The sequence below is a fragment of the Kitasatospora sp. NBC_01539 genome (assembly GCF_045040525.1).
Classification (GTDB): Bacteria; Actinomycetota; Actinomycetes; order Streptomycetales; family Streptomycetaceae; genus Kitasatospora.
Genome location: NZ_CP109390.1, coordinates 5,721,280 through 5,740,994, shown reverse-complemented (window position 1 = coordinate 5,740,994; position 19,715 = coordinate 5,721,280). Strand labels below are relative to the sequence as shown.

13 protein-coding genes are annotated in these 19,715 nt (G+C 71.8%); 3 read left to right on the top strand and 10 right to left on the bottom strand.

Annotation, left to right across the window (positions count from 1 at the left end; all coding sequences use genetic code 11):
• Nucleotides 1-54: 54 nt before the first annotated feature.
• Complete coding sequence (locus OG335_RS24825; RefSeq protein ID WP_405013318.1) at nucleotides 55-687, bottom strand: disulfide bond formation protein DsbA; 633 nt, start codon at nucleotides 685-687, stop codon at nucleotides 55-57.
• Between the two features lie 219 nt (nucleotides 688-906).
• Between OG335_RS24825 and pepN the strand changes: the two genes are divergently transcribed.
• The gene (gene pepN / locus OG335_RS24820) at nucleotides 907-3,468 is read left to right on the top strand and encodes an aminopeptidase N (RefSeq protein ID WP_405013317.1); all 2,562 of its coding nucleotides are present in this window, start codon (nucleotides 907-909) and stop codon (nucleotides 3,466-3,468) included.
• 101 nt (nucleotides 3,469-3,569) lie between these two features.
• Here the strand turns inward: pepN and OG335_RS24815 are convergent, their stop codons facing one another.
• From OG335_RS24815 to acnA, 6 genes are all read right to left on the bottom strand, one after another.
• Nucleotides 3,570-4,505, bottom strand: a complete 936-nt coding sequence (locus OG335_RS24815; RefSeq protein WP_405013316.1) for a carbohydrate ABC transporter permease — start codon at nucleotides 4,503-4,505, stop codon at nucleotides 3,570-3,572.
• Nucleotides 4,506-4,518: 13 nt separating this feature from the next.
• Complete coding sequence (locus OG335_RS24810; protein WP_405013315.1) at nucleotides 4,519-5,451, bottom strand: carbohydrate ABC transporter permease; 933 nt, start codon at nucleotides 5,449-5,451, stop codon at nucleotides 4,519-4,521.
• Nucleotides 5,452-5,528: 77 nt separating this feature from the next.
• Nucleotides 5,529-6,938 carry an N-acetylglucosamine/diacetylchitobiose ABC transporter substrate-binding protein gene (gene ngcE, locus OG335_RS24805; protein ID WP_405013314.1) on the bottom strand — a complete coding sequence of 470 codons (1,410 nt, stop codon included), beginning with the start codon at nucleotides 6,936-6,938 and terminating at the stop codon, nucleotides 5,529-5,531.
• A 409-nt stretch (nucleotides 6,939-7,347) separates the two neighbouring features.
• Nucleotides 7,348-8,676, bottom strand: coding sequence for a glycoside hydrolase family 18 protein (locus OG335_RS24800; protein WP_405013313.1), 1,329 nt, complete (start codon nucleotides 8,674-8,676; stop codon nucleotides 7,348-7,350).
• A gap of 280 nt (nucleotides 8,677-8,956) precedes the next feature.
• Nucleotides 8,957-9,586, bottom strand: a complete 630-nt coding sequence (locus OG335_RS24795; RefSeq protein WP_405013312.1) for a maleylpyruvate isomerase family mycothiol-dependent enzyme — start codon at nucleotides 9,584-9,586, stop codon at nucleotides 8,957-8,959.
• 82 nt (nucleotides 9,587-9,668) lie between these two features.
• On the bottom strand, nucleotides 9,669-12,314 hold the full coding sequence (gene acnA / locus OG335_RS24790) for an aconitate hydratase AcnA (RefSeq protein WP_405013311.1): 2,646 nt from the start codon (nucleotides 12,312-12,314) through the stop codon (nucleotides 9,669-9,671).
• A 484-nt stretch (nucleotides 12,315-12,798) separates the two neighbouring features.
• Here acnA and OG335_RS24785 point away from each other — a divergent pair, with 484 nt between their 5' ends.
• A complete protein-coding gene (locus tag OG335_RS24785; RefSeq protein WP_405013310.1) occupies nucleotides 12,799-13,236 on the top strand; it encodes a type II toxin-antitoxin system VapC family toxin in 438 nt (145 codons plus the stop codon).
• 95 nt (nucleotides 13,237-13,331) lie between these two features.
• A complete protein-coding gene (locus OG335_RS24780) occupies nucleotides 13,332-13,862 on the top strand; it encodes a superoxide dismutase family protein (protein WP_405013309.1) in 531 nt (176 codons plus the stop codon).
• A gap of 177 nt (nucleotides 13,863-14,039) precedes the next feature.
• Here OG335_RS24780 and argF read toward each other — a convergent pair whose 3' ends face one another.
• The 3 genes from argF to OG335_RS24765 form a co-directional block, all read right to left on the bottom strand.
• Nucleotides 14,040-15,041 carry an ornithine carbamoyltransferase gene (argF, locus tag OG335_RS24775; RefSeq protein ID WP_405013308.1) on the bottom strand — a complete coding sequence of 334 codons (1,002 nt, stop codon included), beginning with the start codon at nucleotides 15,039-15,041 and terminating at the stop codon, nucleotides 14,040-14,042.
• A 257-nt stretch (nucleotides 15,042-15,298) separates the two neighbouring features.
• Complete coding sequence (locus OG335_RS24770; protein ID WP_405013307.1) at nucleotides 15,299-18,025, bottom strand: polynucleotide kinase-phosphatase; 2,727 nt, start codon at nucleotides 18,023-18,025, stop codon at nucleotides 15,299-15,301.
• Nucleotides 18,022-19,674, bottom strand: a complete 1,653-nt coding sequence (locus OG335_RS24765; protein ID WP_405013306.1) for a 3' terminal RNA ribose 2'-O-methyltransferase Hen1 — start codon at nucleotides 19,672-19,674, stop codon at nucleotides 18,022-18,024. The genes OG335_RS24770 and OG335_RS24765 overlap by 4 nt, the downstream gene beginning before the upstream one ends.
• Nucleotides 19,675-19,715 lie beyond the last annotated feature (41 nt).

Here is a 19,715-nt window from a genome sequence, read left to right as displayed (position 1 = left end):
GGGTACGGCGAGGGGCCCGGCGCGGGAGAACCCGCCGGGCCCCTCGCCGTGCCGTCACTCGAAGGACGGGCCTGCGGTGCGGGTGCGCTTGATCTCGTAGAAGCCCGGGGTGGAGGCGACGAGCACCGTGCCGTCCCACAGGCGGGCGGCGGCCTCGCCGCGCGGGGCGGGGGTGACGACCGGGCCGAAGAAGGCGACCCGGTCGCCGTCGGGGCCGTCCACGGCGATGACCGGGGTGCCGACGTCCTCGCCGACCAGCGTGATGCCCTCCCGGTGGGAGGCGCGCAGGGCCTCGTCGTAGGCGTCGGTGTCGGCGGCGTCGGCGAGCTCGACCGGCAGGCCGGCGGCCTCCAGGGCGGCCTCGATGGTGGCGCGCTCGTTCGGCAGGCCCTGGTTGTGGAAGCGCAGGCCGAGCTCGGTGTAGAGCCGGCCGAGCACCTTGTCGCCGTGCGCCTGCGCGGCGGCGATCAGCACCCGGACCGGGCCCCAGCCCTGGTCCAGCAGCTCGCGGTACTTCTCGGGCAGGTCACGGCCCTCGTTGAGCACCGACAGGCTCATGACGTGCCAGCGGGTGTCCACCGGGCGCACCTGCTCGACCTCCAGCATCCAGCGGGAGGTCATCCAGGCCCAGGGGCAGATCGGGTCGAACCAGAAGTCGGCGATCTTGCGGGAGTCGGCAGTCGTCACGGACGGCGTCCTTCGGTCGAGGGGTCGGTACGGGACTCCCGGGGCGTGCCCCGGTCCCGCGGATGGCAACAGCGCGCCCCTGCGGTTGATTCCGTGCGCACCACCCGGGTCCGTGCCGGGGCCGGGCGGACCCGCCGTGAAAGGATGCCCCAGGCCGGGCCCACCGGTCCGGCCACCGCATCACCTCACAGCGTGCGATCCGGACAAAGGAGTACCGCCGTGCCGGGCAAGAACCTGAGCCGCGAAGAAGCGCAGCAGCGGGCCGAGGCGATCGGGGTGGAGAGCTACCGCATCCATCTCGACGTGACCTCCGCGCCCGACCCGGCGGCCGCCACCTTCCGCTCCACCACGACCGTCGTGTTCCGCTGCTCCGCGCCGGGCACCGACACCTTCGCGGACCTGCTGGCGCCGCGGGTGCACGCGGTCACCCTCAACGGCCGCGCGCTCGACCCGGCCGAGGTCTTCGACGGGGTCCGGGTGGCCCTGCCCGGCCTGGCCGCGCACAACGAGCTGACCGTCGTCGCCGACTGCGCGTACAGCCGCACCGGCGAGGGCCTGCACCGGTTCGTCGACCCGGCGGACGACGAGACCTACCTGTACACGCACTTCGAGCCGGCCGACGCCCGCCGGGTGTTCGCGAACTTCGAGCAGCCCGACCTGAAGGCGCCGTTCACCGTGTCGGTGACCGCCCCGGCGGCGTGGGACGTGTACGCGAACGCGGTGCACGAGGAGATCACGGCGGACGGCGCGGCCCGCACCTGGCGGTTCGCCCCGACGAAGCCGATCTCCACCTACCTCACGGCGGTGGTCGCCGGGCCGTACCACGTGGCCCGCGACCACTACAGCCGCGAGCTGCCGGACGGCGGCGTGCTGGAGATCCCGCTCGCCGCGACCTGCCGCCGCTCGCTGGCCCCGCACTTCGACTCGGACGAGATCTTCACCGTCACCAAGCAGGGCCTGGACTTCTTCCACCAGGAGTTCGACTACCCGTACCCCTTCGGCAAGTACGACCAGTGCTTCGTGCCGGAGTACAACATCGGCGCCATGGAGAACCCGGGCTGCGTGACGTTCCGCGAGGAGTACGTCTTCCGCTCGAAGGTCACCGAGGCCGCGTACGAGGGCCGGGCCAACGTCGTGCTGCACGAGATGGCGCACATGTGGTTCGGCGACCTCGTCACCATGAAGTGGTGGGACGACCTGTGGCTGAAGGAGTCGTTCGCCGACTACATGGGCTCGCTGTCGCAGCACGAGGCGACCGGGTACCGGGCGGTGTGGATCACCTTCGCCAACCGCCGCAAGGCGTGGGCGTACCGGCAGGACCAGTTCCCGACGACGCACCCGATCACCGCGGACATCCGCGACCTGGAGGACGCGAAGCTCAACTTCGACGGCATCACCTACGCGAAGGGCGCCTCCGTCCTCAAGCAGCTGGTGGCGTACGTCGGCCGGGAGCCGTTCCTCGCGGGTGCCCGGCAGTACTTCCAGCGGCACGCGTACGGCAACACCCGGCTCGCCGACCTGCTGGAGGCGCTGGAGGCGACCAGCGGCCGCGACCTCACCGCCTGGGCCGCCGCCTGGCTGCAGACCTCCGGCGTCAACGTGCTGACCCCGCAGGTCACGGTGGACTCCGAGGGACGCATCACGGAGCTCGCGATCGTCCAGGACGGCTCGGTGCCGCGCCCGCACCGCGTCGCGGTCGGCCTGTTCGACCAGGACACCGACGGCGGCCTCGTGCGCACCGCACGGATCGAGCTGGACGTGACCGGCACCCGCACGGTGGTCGCCGAGGCCGCCGGGCGGCCGCGGCCCGCACTCGTGCTGGTCAACGACGACGACCTGACGTACTGCAAGGTCCGCTTCGACGAGGGCTCGCTGGAGACGCTGCGCGCCTCGCTCGGCGAGATCCGCGACGACCTGGCCCGGGCGCTCGCGTGGTCCGCGGTGTGGAACCTCACCCGCGACGGCCTGATGCCCGCCCGGGACTACCTCGACCTGGTGCTGCGCTTCGGCGGCCGCGAGTCCGACATCGGTGTGCTGCAGTCGCTGCACCTGCAGGCGAAGACCGCGCTCGACCTGTACGCCGACCCGGCGTGGCGGGCCGCGGGCGGCCGGCTGCTCGCCGAGGGCGCGGTGCGCGAGCTGCGGGCCGCCGAGCCGGGCAGCGACCACCAGCTGGCGTGGGCCCGCTTCGTCGCCACCGCGGCCGACGGCCCGGAGGAGTTGCAGCTGGTGCGCGGCCTGCTGGAGGGCACCGCACGCATCGACGGCCTCGACGTCGACCAGGAGCTGCGCTGGACGCTCTGGCTGGCGCTCGCCGCCGGCGGGGCCGCGGAGGGCCCGGAGATCGAGCGGGAGCTGCAGCGGGACAACACCGCCAGCGGCCGCCGCCAGCTCGTGCAGTGCCTGGCCGCCCGCCCCACCCCGGAGGCGAAGGCCGCCGCGTGGTCGGCCGTCGTCGACTCCGACGAACTGCCGAACGCCCTGGTGGAGGCGGAGATCGCGGGCTTCGCCCAGGCCGGCCGGCGGGACCTGACGGCGGGCTTCACCGCGCCGTACTTCGCGGTGCTGGAGAAGGTCTGGGAGCAGCGGTCGATCGAGATCGCGATGCGGATCGTCGGCGGGTTCTTCCCCCGTCACCAGACCGAGCCGGCCGTGCTCGCGGCGACGGACGAGTGGCTGGACGGGCACCCGGGGGCCGCGCCGGCCCTGCGCCGCCTGGTGACGGAGTGCCGTGACGACCTCGCCCGGGCGCTGCGCGCGCAGGAGTGCGACCGGGCCTGACGGCCGGAACGGCCGCGGCCCGCTGACCCGGATGCGGCCCGACACGGATGCGGCCCCCCGGCCCGGAAGGGCAGGGGGGCCGTCGGCGTTCCGGGCCGCTGCTACTTGAGCGTGGCCGAGGTGAGGCCGGACTGCACCTGGCGCTGGAAGGACAGGTACACCACCAGCACCGGCAGCATGGCGATCGTCATGCCGGCGAAGAGGGCCGGGGCGTCGCTCTTGTAGCCGGACTGCAGGGCGAGGTTGACCAGGCCCTGGGCGAGCATCGAGTGGTCGGCCTCGCCGGCCGTGGTCGGCTGCATCAGGGTGACCGGCAGGATGTACTGGTTCCACTGGCCGAGCACGTTGAAGATGCCCACGCTGATCAGGCCGGGCTTGGCCATCGGCACCATGATCCGGAAGAACGCCCGGGTGTGCGAGCAGCCGTCCAGCATCGCCGCCTCGTGGATGGCGGTCGGCAGGGTGCGGAAGAACGAGTGCAGGAAGAACACGGTGAACGGCAGCGAGTACGCGACGTACACCAGGATCAGGCCGAGGTAGCTGTTCAGGCCGAGGTACGGCGAGATCTCACCGAGGTTGCGGACCATGAAGAACAGCGGCACGAGGGCCAGGTAGACCGGGAACATCGCACCGGCCACGAACGAGAAGTAGATCACCCGGTTGCCGCGGAACTCGTAGCGGGCGAGCACGTAGGCCGCCATCGCGCCGAGCAGCATGGTGAGGGTGAGCGAACCCGCCAGCACGATGAGGGTGTTGGCGAAGAACCCGCCGATGCCCTTGGACCACGCCCGGGTGAAGGAGTCGAAGCCCCAGTGCGTCGGCCAGCTCCAGGCGGAGCCGTTGATCTGCGAGTCGGTCTTGAACGCGCCGAGCACGACCCAGGCCAGCGGGAAGAGGATCATCACGGCCCAGAGTGCGAGGAAGCCGTGCGAGAAGACGTTGAGGATGCCGCCGCTCTCGGCGAAGCGCTCCGTCCGGCCGGCCGGACGGCTGCGCTGGGCCGGTACGGCGGTGGACTTGTCGATGCTGGTGCTCATGGCCAGGCCCCGCTCAGTACTCGATCCGCTCGCGCCGGGTGACGCGCAGCGAGACGACGGACAGGATGAGGGTGAAGAAGAAGATCACGACACCCATCGCGCAGGCGTAGCCGGCCTCGCCGAAGGCGAGGAAGTTGCGCATCAGATACGTCGACATCAGCTCGCTGTGGTGGTCTGGGCCGCCGCCGTAGGTGCGGCCCGGGGTCATGCTGGCCACCAGGGCGAAGGCGTCCATCGCGACGATCGCGAGGTAGACCCAGGCCGTCTGCACGGTCTCCCACAGCAGCGGCAGGGTGATCGTGAAGAACGTCTGGCCGCGCTTGGCGCCGTCGAGCAGCGCCGCCTCGTAGATGTCCTTGGGGATCGACTGCATGGCCGCCGAGAAGAGCACGAGGTAGAAGCCGACGCCGCCCCAGACGAGGATGCCCAGGATGCACCAGAGCACCAGGTCGGGGTCGGAGAGCCAGGCCACCGGGTGCTGGGCGTCGACCAGGCCGGCCTTGATCAGCACGCCGTTGAAGAGACCGCTGGCGTCCGTGCGGTACACGGCCTGCCAGAGCACCGCGAGGATCGCGATGGAGAGCACCTGCGGGAAGAAGAACACGACCTTGTAGAAGGCGGCGCCGCGGACGCCCTGCACGCCGCCGGTGCCGCCCTTGCCGCCGACGTTGAGCATGAAGGCGAAGAAGAGCGCGATCAGGATCGTCGCGACCGGCAGCACCGCGAGCAGCAGGAGGTTGTGCCACAGCGCGCCGAGGAAGACCTCGTCACCGAAGAGTTTCGTGTAGTTGTCCAGGCCGACGAAGTTCATCTCCTGGCTCTGCCCCGACCAGTCGGTCAGGGAGTACCCGAAGGTCTGCGCGTACGGCCAGAGCACCAGCCCCACGTACAGCACGATCGGGAGAAAGAGGAACCCCACGATGAAGGGGTACTTGCCGTGACGCATGGGTCACTTCTCCTGTCCGTCAGGGTGACGCACCGGGGGCGGTTCGGGGCCCCCGGTGCGTCCTGTTCCTCCGCCGGTCAGGCGGTCTTGTTCTTGGCGGCCGACTCCTTGGCGCGCTTGATCCACTCCGCCGGAGTGATGCGCTTGGCCATCAGCTCGCCCGAGGCGTTCTGCAGGTCCTCGTCGAACTTCGATGCGGTGTTCGGGTACTGGTAGTTGAAGGTGTTCGCACCGGCGGCCGTGAGGGAGACGACGGTGGAGGCGGTGCCCGGCTTGAGCTTGACCTCGGGGCCGACGCCGTCCTTCAGGCAGGTGAGGCTGTTGGCGGTCTGGGCGAACTTGCCCGAGGCCTCCTTGGTCAGCATCATCCGGAGGAACTCGAGGCCGCCGGCCACGTTCTTGGCCTTGGACGGGACGATGAAGGGCTCGCCCGCACCGGCGCGGATCGCCTCGAAGGGCAGCTTGTCGCCGGGCAGCGACGGCATGGGCAGGAAGACCATGTCGAAGTCGGCCGGGGTGGTGGCCAGCTGCTCGTTCTCCAGCCAGGAGCCGGACGGGATGAACGCGGCCTTGTACTGGTTCCAGGCGGTCTGCGACTCGGTGTGCGTCATGCCGTTGGTGCCGGGGAGGAGGAAGTCCTTCTCGACGATCTGGTAGAACGCCTCGACGACGGTCTTGACGGCCGGGTCGTCCCAGGCGGTGGCGTCGAGGGCGTCGATGCGCTTCATCAGGTCGAGGCCGCCCTGCTTGGCGATCATGTCCAGGAGCGCGACGTTGATGTAGTAGGGGTACTTGCCCTGGTGGGCGAGGGGCGCGATGCCCTTGGCCTTGATCTTGCCGCAGAGCTCGATGAACTCGGCCCAGGTCTTCGGGGCCGTCCAGCCGTTGTCCTTGAAGAGCTTGCCGGAGTACCAGAAGCCCCAGACGGTGTAGACGTAGGACAGGTTGTAGACCTTGCCCTTGACCGTGCCGGACTCGATGGTGCCGGGCATCAGGACGTCGCGGATCTTCTTCGACGGGTCGTCGATGTACGGCGCGTCGAGGAGCGGCTGCAGGTCGGTGAGCTGGTTGGAGTCGGCCAGCACGTCGAGCTTGATCTGCTTGTTGCCCGAGTCGTCGATGACGTCCGGCGGGGAGCCGGCGTTGAAGCGCGGCTGCAGCTTGCCGGTGACGTCCTGGTCGGCCTGGTGGTTGATCTTGGCGCCGGGGTAGCTCTTCGAGTAGATGGCCTCGAAGGCCTTGGCGTAGTCGCTGCCGTAGCCGCCGTTGAAGATGAAGACCTCAAGGCCGTCGGCGTCCTTGACGCCGAACGGGTTCTTGGCGTCGGTCAGGTTGTAGCCGCCGGCCGCCTTGTCGCCCTTGTCACTGCTGCCGCCGGTGCCGCCGGCACACGCGGTGAGCAGGGACCCGCCGGTGGCGGCCAGCACGGCGATGCCTGCGGCGCGCTTGAAGATGTCACGCCGGTTGTACTCGGTTGCAGAGCCCATGAGTGCCCCTAGCCCCTCGATGTCCAAGAAGATGGGTGATGCCCCGGGGTATGACGAGATGTCAATTCCCGTTGATAAAGGCCCGCCTGGCGGCAAGTGCGCCGGTCAAAGGCGTGCGGTCGATGCGCAAAGGTATAGTCCACTGTTCATCCTGCGGCAATAGCAGGGCCGCTGGATGGGTCACGTTGGGAGTCAAAGCGTTGCGGGCGGTGCAGCATGTGCAATGCGCAGGGAGCCTGCCCGATAGCCGACAGACCGCCCGGACACCGAGAAGATAGCGCGTTGATGCTCGTTTAGACACAGAAACGCGCAGCTTCGCGCATCAGCGATCAAAATCGTGATGCGAGACGCTGCGCGTGGGAGAGCGGGGGCAGGGGGGCGCGCCAGGACCGGCACGCCCCCCGTCGGGTCACGGCCGCCCGAAGCCGCCCTGCAGGCCGCTGTCGAGGGCCGACACCAGGGAGCCCTGGGCGTCGTCGTTGTCCAGCGACCAGGCCATCACCCCGCCGAGCCCGAGCGCCCGGACGTAGCGCGCCTTGCGGGTCAGCAGCTCGGGCGTGTCGTACGTCCAGAACTCCGTCCCGTCGTACTTCCAGGTCGCGCCGTGCAACCGGTCGTCGTGGACCGCGCCGGGCAGGTCCTTGATCAGGCGGTAGGGCAGGTTGCCGCCCTGCGCGAGGCCGGTCGCCGGCTGGTAGAGGCCCGCCGTGCCGCCGTCCGCCACGCCCGTCCAGCCGTAGCCGTAGAACGGCACGCCGAGCACCGCCTTCTCCGCGGGGAGGCCCCTGGACAGGTAGTGGCGCACCACGCGGTCCGCGCTGTAGCCGGCGTTCTGCGGCGACGGGTCGGCCCGGTCGGAGAACAGGTTGGCCTGGTGGTTGGTCGGCCCCTGCGCCTCCCACGGGCCGTGCAGGTCGTACGTCATCAGGTTGAGCCAGTCGACCGAACGGGCGACCCTGCCGATCTCCAGCTGGTCGGCCTTGGCCTCCCCCGCCGGGACGGCCGCCGTCAGCAGGTAGTGGCTGTGCCGCTTGCCGCCCAGCGCGTCGAGCTGGCGGCGGAACTCCTGCATCAGCAGCGTGTAGTTGCGGCCGTCCTCCGGACGGACGACGTTGCCCGGGTCGCCGCCGCCGCCCGGGTACTCCCAGTCGATGTCGATGCCGTCGAAGACCCCGGCCCCCGCACCGGCCCCGCCCTCGGCGGAGCCGAGCTGCGGCAGGTCGCCCTTCACGTACAGGTCGATGCAGGAGGCGACGAACTTCTTGCGGGCGGCGTCGGTGGCCGCGGCGTCCGAGAAGTACTTCGACCAGGTCCAGCCGCCGAGCGAGATCACGGCCTTGAGCTGGGGGTTCTTCGCCTTCAGCTTGCGCAGCTGGTTGAAGTTGCCCTTCAGCGGCTGCTCGGCGGTGTCGGCGACGCCGTCCACCGACTCCTCCGCGCCGACGGGCCGCTGGTAGTCGGCCCAGGCGTCGCCGACGCCGGCGGCGTTGGCCTCGAAGCAGGTGCCGTCGGCGGAGACGTTGCCGAAGGCGTAGTTGATCACGGTGAGCTTGCCGGCCTGGCCGGACTCCTGGACCTTGCGCGCGGTGGCGCCGCTGTAGACGCCCCACTGGGTGAAGTAGCCGACCCGCTGGCCCTTCAGCCGGGGGGCGGGGTGGTCGTGGGCCTGTGCGGCCGCCGGTGCGGCGAGCACGGTGGCCAGTGCCACCGCGAGGACTGCTGAGGTGCGTCTGGGCATGCCCGTGACCTTCTCCGAGTCAGCATCAAATGGTCTGGACCAAGCTGAGACAGAGGTTTAGTCCATCGGCCGGGCAGCGCACAAGGGGGCCGACGCACCGTCAACCGCCCGCCGGCACAACGCCGGACCCCCGGACCGCCCCGCGAGCGACCCCCGGAAGGCCCGCGGAAGGCCCGCGGAAGGCCCGCGGAAGGCCCGCGGACCGCCGTACGAGCGGGCCGTGCGAGAGGCCCGCGGACCGCCGTACGAGCGGGCCGCGCGAGCGGCCTGCGGCCCGCCGTCAGCCGCGTGACGCCAGCGTCGGCACCCCGGCGCCCGCCAGCTCGCCGAGCGCCTCCTGCCGCCCCGTGAGCGCCATCAGGAGGGCCAGCATCGGCCCGGCCACCTCCGGGCCGGTGCCCGCCGACCAGTCGGTGTCGGTGGCCCGCAGGGCGAGCCCGTCGATCCGGCGCCGACCGCCGATCAGCAGGTTCGAGCGGCGGTAGAAGTCCGCACACCGGGTGAGCGCCGCCATCGGGTACGGGTGGACGACGCCCAGCGGCCGCCGGATGTCCTCCGCGTGCACCACCGTCTCTCCCAGCCAGCTGTCCAGCGGCCCCGGCGGGTGCCGCACCGACTCCAGCCGGGCCGCGAACGCGGCGAGCGTGCCCGCCGGGCCGTCGGCGGTCAGCGCGGCGATGTCGCGGGCCGCCATCGCCTCGAAGCGGAACCCCGACCCGGCCATCCGCACCGCGAAGCGCGCCGGCGTCGTCGCGGCCGTCGCCGCCATGTGCGCCAGGGTCTCCTGCACCGTGCGCCCGGCGCAGAGCGAGGGCGTGGCCCACTGCCCGGGCGACAGCCGCTCGACGTCGGCCAGCAGCGCCCGCCGCTCGGCATGGATCACGGGCCAGGGATCGCGCGGTGTCGCCATGCCTCCGTCGTACTACGACGAGGGCCGGGCCGCACCCCCTGGTGTCAGGGGGTGCGGCCCGGCCTCCGGGTCACTGCGGAGCTCAGCCGATCAGGCTGCGCAGCACGTACTGCAGGATGCCGCCGTTGCGGTAGTAGTCCGCCTCGCCGGGGGTGTCGATGCGCACGACCGCGTCGAAGGTGACGTCACCCGCGGTGACCTTGACGGTCTTCGGGGTGCGGCCCTCGTTGAGCTCGGTCACGCCGGAGAAGGAGAAGGTCTCCTCGCCGGTGAGGCCCAGCGAGTCGGCGGTCTGGCCGGCCGGGAACTGCAGCGGCAGGACGCCCATGCCGATCAGGTTCGAGCGGTGGATGCGCTCGTACGACTCGGCGATGACGGCCTTGACGCCCAGGAGCGCGGTGCCCTTGGCCGCCCAGTCACGGGACGAGCCGGAGCCGTACTCCTTGCCCGCCAGGACGACCAGCGGGGTGCCGGCGGCCTGGTAGTTCTGCGAGGCGTCGTAGATGAACGACACCGGGCCGTCGGCCTGGGTGAAGTCGCGGGTGTAGCCGCCCTCGGTGCCCGCCGCGATCTGGTTCCGCAGGCGGATGTTCGCGAAGGTGCCGCGGATCATGACCTCGTGGTTGCCACGGCGCGAGCCGTAGGAGTTGAAGTCACGCTTCTCCACACCGTGCTCGGTGAGGTACTGCGCCGCCGGGGTGCCCGGCTTGATGTTGCCGGCCGGGGAGATGTGGTCGGTGGTGACCGAGTCGCCCAGCTTGGCCAGCACGCGGGCACCGGCGATGTCGGTCACCGGGCTCGGGGTCTTGGCCATGCCCTCGAAGTACGGGGGCTTGCGGACGTAGGTCGACTCGGCGTCCCACTCGAAGGTGTTGCCGGTCGGCACGGGCAGCGACTGCCAGCGGTGGTCGCCCGCGAAGACGTCCTGGTAGCCCTTGTCGAACATGGCCTCGTCGATGGAGCCGGCGACGGTGTCGGCGACCTCCCGCTCGGACGGCCAGATGTCGGCGAGGAAGACGTCGTTGCCGTCGGCGTCCTGGCCCAGCGCGTCACGGGTGATGTCGACGTTCATGTTGCCGGCGAGGGCGTACGCGACCACCAGCGGCGGGGACGCCAGGTAGTTCATCTTGACGTCGGGGTTGATCCGGCCCTCGAAGTTGCGGTTGCCGGAGAGCACCGAGACGACGGCGAGGTCGGCCTCGTTGACGGCGGCCGAGACCTCCTCGGGCAGCGGGCCCGAGTTGCCGATGCAGGTGACGCAGCCGTAGCCGACCAGGTTGAAGCCCAGCTTCTCCATGTACGGGAGGAGGCCGGCCTTCTCGTAGTAGTCCATGACGACCTTGGACCCGGGGGCCAGGGTGGTCTTGACCCACGGCTTGACCGTGAGGCCCTTCTCCACGGCCTTCTTCGCCAGCAGGGCGGCGCCCAGCATGACGGAGGGGTTGGAGGTGTTGGTGCAGGAGGTGATCGAGGCGATCACGACCGCGCCGTTGTCGATCTCGTAGGACGAGCCGTCGGGGGCGGTGACGGCGGTCGGCTTCGAGGCCTCGGCGGAGTACGTCGGCAGCGCCTCGGCGAACCTGTCGGCGGCCTCGGCCAGGATCACGCGGTCCTGCGGGCGCTTCGGGCCGGAGATCGACGGGACGACGGTGGAGACGTCCAGCTCCAGGTACTCGGAGAAGACCGGCTCGACCGACGGGTCGTGCCAGAGGCCCTGCTCCTTGGCATACGCCTCGACCAGGGCGAGCTGCTGCTCGTCGCGGCCGGTGAGCTTGAGGTAGTTGATGGTCTCGGCGTCGATCGGGAAGATCGCACAGGTCGAGCCGAACTCCGGCGACATGTTGCCGATGGTGGCGCGGTTCGCCAGCGGGATCGCGGTGACGCCCTCGCCGTAGAACTCGACGAACTTGCCGACCACACCGTGCTTGCGCAGCATCTCGGTGATGGTGAGCACCAGGTCGGTGGCGGTGGTGCCGGCCGGGAGCTGGCCGTTGAGCTTGAAGCCGACCACGCGCGGGATCAGCATGGAGACCGGCTGGCCGAGCATCGCGGCCTCGGCCTCGATGCCGCCGACGCCCCAGCCCAGCACGCCCAGGCCGTTGACCATCGTGGTGTGCGAGTCGGTGCCGACACAGGTGTCGGGGTACGCCTGGCCGTTGCGGACCATGACGGTGCGGGCCAGGTGCTCGATGTTGACCTGGTGCACGATGCCGGTGCCGGGCGGGACGACCTTGAACTCGTCGAACGCGGTCTGGCCCCAGCGCAGGAACTGGTAGCGCTCCTTGTTGCGGCCGTACTCGATCTCGACGTTCTGGACGAAGGCGTCCGGCGTGCCGAACTTGTCGGCGATGACGGAGTGGTCGATGACCAGCTCGGCCGGCGCCAGCGGGTTGATCTTCGCCGGGTCGCCGCCGAGGTCCTTGACGGCCTCGCGCATGGTGGCGAGGTCGACGACGCAGGGGACACCGGTGAAGTCCTGCATGATCACGCGGGCGGGCGTGAACTGGATCTCCTCGCTCGGCTCCGCCGCGGCGTCCCAGTTGCCCAGGGCGCGGATGTGGTCGGCGGTGATGTTGGCGCCGTCCTCGGTGCGGAGGAGGTTCTCCAGCAGGACCTTGAGGCTGTACGGCAGCCGCTCGGAACCCTCGACGGCGGAGAGCTTGAAGATCTCGTACGACTCGTCGCCCACCTGCAGCGAGCTGCGGGCGTCGAAGCTGTTCGCGGACACGACTGACTCCTTCTGGGTCCACCCGATGGTAAGGTAAGCCTTAGCTAAGCCCACCTCGCCGATGCGGAAGGCGTGCGGCTCTCGGCAACTATCTTGATGTCAAGATAAATCATAGTGTGAACTTATCTCGATGTCGAGATAAACCATAGTGCATGCCCGCGCACGCCATCACCTCAGGCAGGGCCCTTCCGGGACGCGCCACGGCACCCCTCCCAAACTTCACCCGCCGCCCGTGCGGCGCAAGTGCGCGCGCACACCGGAAGCCCTGAACACGCCCCGGAACACGCCCCTCAGGCGTCCCGGCACGCGTCCCGGCGACGGGCCGGACGCGCGCCGCGGCTAGGGTGTCCGGAACCCCGCCCGAGCCCCGTTCGAGCACCCACCCGAGCCGCCGTCGCGGCCCGTTCGCCCCGCGACCGCCCACGTCCGCGCCGCGCACGAGCAGCCTCGCGGGACGACGGCCCCACCGCCGAGGAGCCCGCCCGTGATCGTCGTCGACGCATCCGCCCTCGTCCTCGCCCTGGCCGACGACGGCCCGCGCGGCGACGGAGCCCGCGCCGAACTCGCCCGCGACACCGCATGGGCGGCACCCGACCACGTCCTCATCGAGTGCATGCAGTCGCTGCGCGGCCTGCTCCTCGCCCGCCAGGTCACCGCCGAACGCGTCACCGAACTCGCCGAACGGCTGCCCGCACTGCCGATCCGGCGGATCGACGTGGCCCCGCTGCTCCGACGCGTCTGGGAACTCAAGGACAACCTCACCCCGGACGACGCCGCGTACGTGGCGGTCGCCGAACAGCTCGGCGCACCCCTTGTCACCGCCGACCTGCGGCTGATGCGGGCCAGCGGCCCCCGCTGCGAGATCCGCGGCATCGACGCGGCCGGCAACACCGTGGCAGGCCGGACCACCCCGTCCGGGTGACGCCGCGGCACGCCGCCGCGCCGGCCGCCCGGCCGGACGCCACCGTGGGACGGCCCACCCGAGCCGTGGCGGGCCCGCCCGACGAGAGGCCCCCGATGCCCGTGCCGTTCGCCCCCGCCCTGCCCGCGCTGCTCCTCCTGCCCGCGCTGGCGGCACCGGCCACCGTCGTGGACGCGGACTTCGACCCCGCGTCCGCCTTCGTCCGGCCGACCGCCATCAGCCACGTACCCGACCTGGTGCCCTACGGGGGCCATGTCCGGCTCACCGTCACCCGGGCACCGGGCGCCTCCACGGTCGCTCTGGAACTGCGCGGCCTGGCCCCCTCGCTCGACCTCGCCGCACACGTGCACACCGGCCGCTGCGGCGCCGACCCGGCCGCCTCCGGACCGCACTACCAGCACGTGCCGGACCCGGTGCAGCCCTCGACCGACCCGGCCTACGCCAACGACCGCAACGAGGTCAGGCTGGCACTCCGCACCGACGACACCGGGCAGGCCGCCGCGCGGACGGCGGTGGGCTTCGCCTTCCGCCCCGGTGAGGCACACTCCCTGGTGCTGCACACCGGCCGGCGGAGCGGCGCCCATCCGGCGGGCGAACGCATCGCGTGCGTCGACGTCGACCTCTGACCCGCAGGCACAGCGGCACGGCGGCACAGCGGCACGGCGGCACAGCGGCACGGCGGCACGGCGGCACAGCGGCACGGCGGCACAGCGGCACGGCGGCACGGCGGGTCAGCGGCACGGCGGCGGACCGGGTTCGGCGCCGGTGCCCGGTGCCGGTGCCGGGAGGTGGGTGGGTGGGTGTCAGGAGCCGAGCGTCGCGACCATGACGGCCTTGATGGTGTGCAGCCGGTTCTCCGCCTGGTCGAAGACCACCGAGTGCGCCGACTCGAACAGCTCGTCCGTGCACTCCAGCTCGGCCATGCCGGTCGCCTCGTGCATCTGCCGCCCGATCTCGGTACCGAGGTCGTGGTACGCGGGCAGGCAGTGCAGGAAGCGGACGGCCGGGTTGCCCGTCGCACGGACGGTGTCCATCGACACCTGGTACGGCCTGAGCATCTCGATGCGCTCCGCCCAGACCTCCTTGGGCTCCCCCATCGAGACCCAGACGTCGGTGTAGAGGAAGTCGGCGCCGGCCACGCCGTCGGCCACGGACTCGGTCAGGGTGATCCGGGCGCCGGAGGTCTCGGCGAGGGCCTGGGCGGCCTTCTGCACCTCCGCGGCGGGCCAGAGCTGCTCCGGCGCGACGATCCGGACGTCCATGCCGAGGAGGGCGCCGGTGATGAGGAGCGAGTTGCCCATGTTGTTGCGGGCGTCGCCGAGGTAGGCCAGGGCGACCTCGGAGAAGGGCTTGGCGCAGTGCTCCCGCACGGTCAGCACGTCGGCGAGCATCTGGGTCGGGTGCCACTCGTCGGTCAGCCCGTTCCACACCGGCACCCCGGCGTTCGCGGCCAGCTCCTCGACGATGTGCTGGCCGTGGCCCCGGTACTCGATCCCGTCGAACATCCGGCCGAGGACCCGCGCCGAGTCCTTGATCGACTCCTTGTGGCCGATCTGGGAGCCCGCCGGGTCGAGGTAGGTGGTGGTGGCTCCCTGGTCGTGCGCGGCCACCTCGAAGGCGCACCGGGTGCGGGTCGACGTCTTCTCGAAGATCAGCGCGATGTTCTTGCCCCGGAGCCGGGGCTGCTCGGTACCGGCGTACTTGGCGGCCTTCAGCTGCGCGGCGAGGTCCACCAGGAAGCGGAACTCCTGGGGAGTGAAGTCGAGCTCCTTGAGGAAGTGCCTGTTCCGGAGGTTGAACGCCATGCCGGGCTCCTGGGTCATCGGATACTTGAATGGGAAGTGTATACGACAGCCCGAATTTGTATGCAGATGGCGGCGGCCGACTCCGCACCGCGTCCCACCGGCTCCACGGGGACACCGCCGGGCGTGTCCGACACCGCCGGGTCCACCCGGACCCTGCCGGACCGCGGTCGGCATGGCCTGGCCCGGTCGGGCCCGGCCGGGTCCGCTCGGAGGCGCCGGGTCCGGCCCCGCCGCTCGCGGCAGGGCCGGACCTCCGATCAGAGCCGCGGGTCGACCGGCTCCGACTCCAGCGCGAGCACCGCGAAGACCGGCTCGTGGACCCGCCACAGGGGCTCGTTCGCCGCCAGCCGGTCGAGCGCCTCCAGGCCGAGCGCGTACTCGCGGAGGGCGAGCGAGCGCTTGTGGCCGAGGAACCGCTGCCGCAGCACGTCCAGCGACTCGGTGTAGTCCGGGCCGTAGATGATCCGCAGGTACTCGCGACCGCGGACCTTCACTCCCGGCTGCACCAGCCGGCCCGCGGCGTCGCGCACGAGGGAGGCCACCGGTTTGACGACCATGCCCTCACCGCCCGCTCCGGTGATCTCCTCCCACCAAGCGATGCCGACGGCCACGGACGCGTCGTCGGTGGTGTCCACCAGCAGGCGGCCGGTGCCCTGCAGCACCGGCTCCGCCGCGTCGTCGGCGGCGACCAGCCGGTCGATCCAGCCGAGGTGCCGGTCGTGCGGGAGCACCGCGAGGTTGGCCCCCTCGGCGGCGAGCAGTTGGAACGGCGCCAGCCGGATGCCGCTGAGCCCTTCGGTGGGCCAGCAGTAGCGCCGGTACGCGGCCGTGAACGCCTCCGCGTCCAGGGCGCGGCGGCGCTGCCGGGCCGTCAGGTCGGCGACGTCCAGCCCGCGCGCGGCGGCGCGCTCCAGCGCGTCCACCACCTGCGGCAGCGCGGCGCCCGCGGCCGCACCGACCGCGGCGTACTGGCGGCGCAGCAGCTCGGCCGCCTTCAGGGACCACGGCATCAGCTCGGCGTCCAGGAGCAGCCAGCCGGTGCCGAGCTCGTCGAAGAGCCCGGCCCGCTCGGCGGCCGTCCTGACCCGGCCGAGCACGGCCCCGGTGAGCTCGTCGTCGCCGAGGAAGGCCCGACCGGTACGGGTCCAGATCGCGCCCGGGCCGGAGAGGCCGAACCTCTTCTCCAGCGCGGCCTCGTCCCGGGCGACCAGCACGACGGCCCGGGAGCCCATGTGCTTCTCCTCGCAGACCACGTGCTGCACACCGTCGTGGCGGTACGCCAGGAACGCCTCCTCCGGGTGCTCCAGATAGCCCTCGCGCCGCGAGGTCGCGGACGGGGCCATCGTCGGCGGCAGGTAGGCGAGCAGCCGCGGGTCGAGCGCGAAGCGGCTCATCACCTCCAGCGCCGCGGCGGCGTTCTCCTCCCGGACGGCGACCCGGCCGTGGTGCGCGGTCTCCACGATCCGCCGTCCGGAGACGTCGGCGAGGTCGAGCGGACGGCCCTCGCGGCCGCCCGGCGCGTCCGTGTGCAGCGGCCGCGAGGGGGCGTACCACTCCTGCTCCGCCGGGACGGAGACGAGCTCGCGCTCGGGGTAGCGCAGCGCGGTCAGGCTGCCGCCGAACACGCAGCCGGTGTCCAGGCAGATCGTGTTGTTGACGAAGCTCGCCGCGGGCACCGGGGTGTGGCCGTAGACCACCAGCGCCTTGCCCCGGTACTCCTCCGCCCACGGGTAGCGGACCGGCAGGCCGTACTCGTCCGTCTCGCCCGTCGTGTCGCCGTACAGCGCGTGCGAGCGGACCCGGCCGGAGTTGCGGCCGTGGTACCTCTCCGGCAGACCGGCGTGGCAGACCACCAGGGCACCGCCGTCGAGCAGGTAGTGGCTGACCAGGCCCCGCATGAAGGTGCGGACCTCGTCCCGGAACTCCTCGGACTCGGCGGCCAGCTGGTCGATCGACTCCTGCAGGCCGTACGCGACCGTGACCTTGCGGCCGTCCATGTGCCGGCCGAGCTTGTTCTCGTGGTTGCCCGGCACGCAGACCGCGTGGCCGGCTGCGACCATGCCCATCACCAGGCGCAGCACGCCCGGCGTGTCCGGGCCGCGGTCGACCAGGTCGCCGACGAACACCGCGGTACGGCCGTCCGGGTGGGCGGCGTCGACCGCCCGGCCCCGGGCGTCGCGGGCCAGGTCGTAGCCGAGGCGGGCGAGCAGCGTCTCCAGCTCGGAGCGGCAGCCGTGGATGTCGCCGACGATGTCGAAGGGGCCGGTGAGGTGCCGCAGGTCGTTGTACCGCTTCTCCGTGACGATCTCGGCGGTGGCGACCTCCTGCTCGCCGCGCAGGAGGTGCACCTTGCGGAAGCCCTCGCGTTCCAGCCCCTTCAAGGAACGCCGGAGCTCGCGCTGCTGGCGCGGCAGCACGTGGTCGGGCAGCTGCCGGTCCGGGCGGTGGCGGTTGCGCTCGGCGCACACCGCGAGCGGGACGTCCAGGACGATCGCGATCGGCAGGATGTCGTGCTCCCGGGCGAGCCGGACGAGGGCCTTGCGGGACTCGGGCTGCACGTTGGTGGCGTCGACGACGGTCAGCCGGCCGGCCGCCAGCCGCTTGCCGACGATGTAGTGGAGCACGTCGAACGCGTCGGCGGAGGCCGACTGGTCGTTCTCGTCGTCGGAGACGAGACCGCGGCAGTAGTCGGAGGAGACGACCTGCGTGGGCTTGAAACGGGAACGGGCGAAGGTCGACTTCCCGGAGCCGCTCGTGCCGATCAGCACGACCAGGGACACGTCGGTGACGGGCAGCCGCCGGACGGGCTGCGCCACGGCGGGCACGTCGGCGGGCGTGCCGGACGGTGCGGGGGCCGGGGCCGGGTCGGCGGAGCCGAGGGCAGGGACGGGGACCGAGCCGGGGACGGAGCCGGGGGCGGGGGCGGTGTGGGGGGTGTCGTCGGCGGTCGTCCCGTCGGCGGCACTGCGGTCGTCGGTCGTCATCGGGTCACGCTCCCTTCGGGGGCCTGGTCGGTCGTGGCGCCGCCGGACGCGAGGAACAGGGCGAGCTGGGTCGGCGCCCCGACCTCCTCGTCCGACGGGCCGACGGGCCGGAGGTCGACGGTGTACCCGTACGTGCGGGCGACCTGTTCGGCCCAGGCTCGGAACTCCGCCCGCGTCCATTCGAAGCGGTGGTCCGCGTGCCGTACGTGGCCCGCCGGGAGGCTCTCCCAGCGGACGTTGTACTCCACGTTGGGGGTGGTCACGACGACCGCCCGAGGGCGGGCGGCGCCGAAGACCGCGTACTCCAGGGCGGGCAGTCGCGGCAGGTCGAGGTGCTCGACGACCTCGGAGAGCACCGCGGCGTCGTAGCCCTTGAGCCGGGCGTCGGTGTAGGTGAGCGCACCCTGCACCAGCTGCACCCGCGCGGCCTGGCGCTCCGACATGCGGTCCAGCCGCAGTCGGCGCGCGGCGGCGGCCAGGGCGCGGGAGGAGACGTCGACACCGAGCACCTCCTTCACACGGGTGTCCTTCAGCAGCGCACCGACCAGCTCGCCCTGGCCGCAGCCGAGGTCGAGCACCCGCGCCGCACCGGTCTCCGCGAGGGCGGCGAGGATCGCCTCCCGGCGCAGCTCGGCGAGCGGTCGGGAACGGCCCGCTCGGGCGTCGTCGGATGCCGGCGGACCGCCGGCGACCCCGGCGGCATCGGCGACAGGCGCGTCGGACGCACGGGTCGTGCCGGATGCCTCGGCCGTGCCGGATGCCCGGGGCTCTCCGGATGCGTGGACGTCCTCGGCCGCGCCGGACGCCTCGGGCTCGTCGTCGGACACGGCGTTGTCCAGCTCCTCCGCCTCCTGGTCGTCCGCCTCGGCGAGGCGGGCCAGCGCCAGCCGTTCCATGGCGAGCCGGGTGAGCGACCAGCGACGGGCCAGGTAGCGACGGGTGATCAGTGCCCGCTCGGGGTGCCCGGCGAGCCATCCGTCGCCGGCGGCCAGCAGCTTGTCGACCTCGTCCGGGGCGACCCAGTAGTGCTTGGACCCGTCGAGGACCGGCAGCAGCACGTAGAGGTGCTGCAGCGCGTCGGCGAGCCGCAGTTCGCCGGTGAGCCGCAGCCGTACGTAGCGGCTGTCGCCCCATGCGGGGAACACCTCGTCCAGCGGCACCGCGGTGGCCTCGACCTGCCACCCGAGCGGCGCGAAGAGCCTCCGGACCATGGCGGGCCCGCCGCCGCCGTCGCCACCGCCGTTGGCCGGCACCGCGGGCAGCGCGATCCGCAGCGGCAGCGGGAGGTCGGCCCGACCGGGCAGCTTCTCGCAGTCGCCCTTCATCGCCGTCCGGAAGACCGTACGGAGGGCGACGGCCAGCAGTGAGGACGCCGCGTAGGGGCGGTCGTTCACGTACTGCGCGAGCGTGAGGTCCGGCGAACCGCCGCGGCCGCCCTTGCCGCGGTTCTGACGGACGAGGGCGACCGGGTCGATGTCCAGCAGCAGTGCGGCGGTGCAGGCCTCGTCGGTCGCCTCGGGGTAGAAGACGTGCGCCACGCCGTGGGCGGTCGAGAAGCGCTGCACCTTGTCGGGGTGCTTGTGCAGCAGGAAACCCAGGTCGGTGGCGGGACCGTCCGCGGTGGCCGTGGTGGAGATCGAGATGAACACCCGGCCGAGTATGGCCGATCGGGGATCGGCAGGTCATCGCA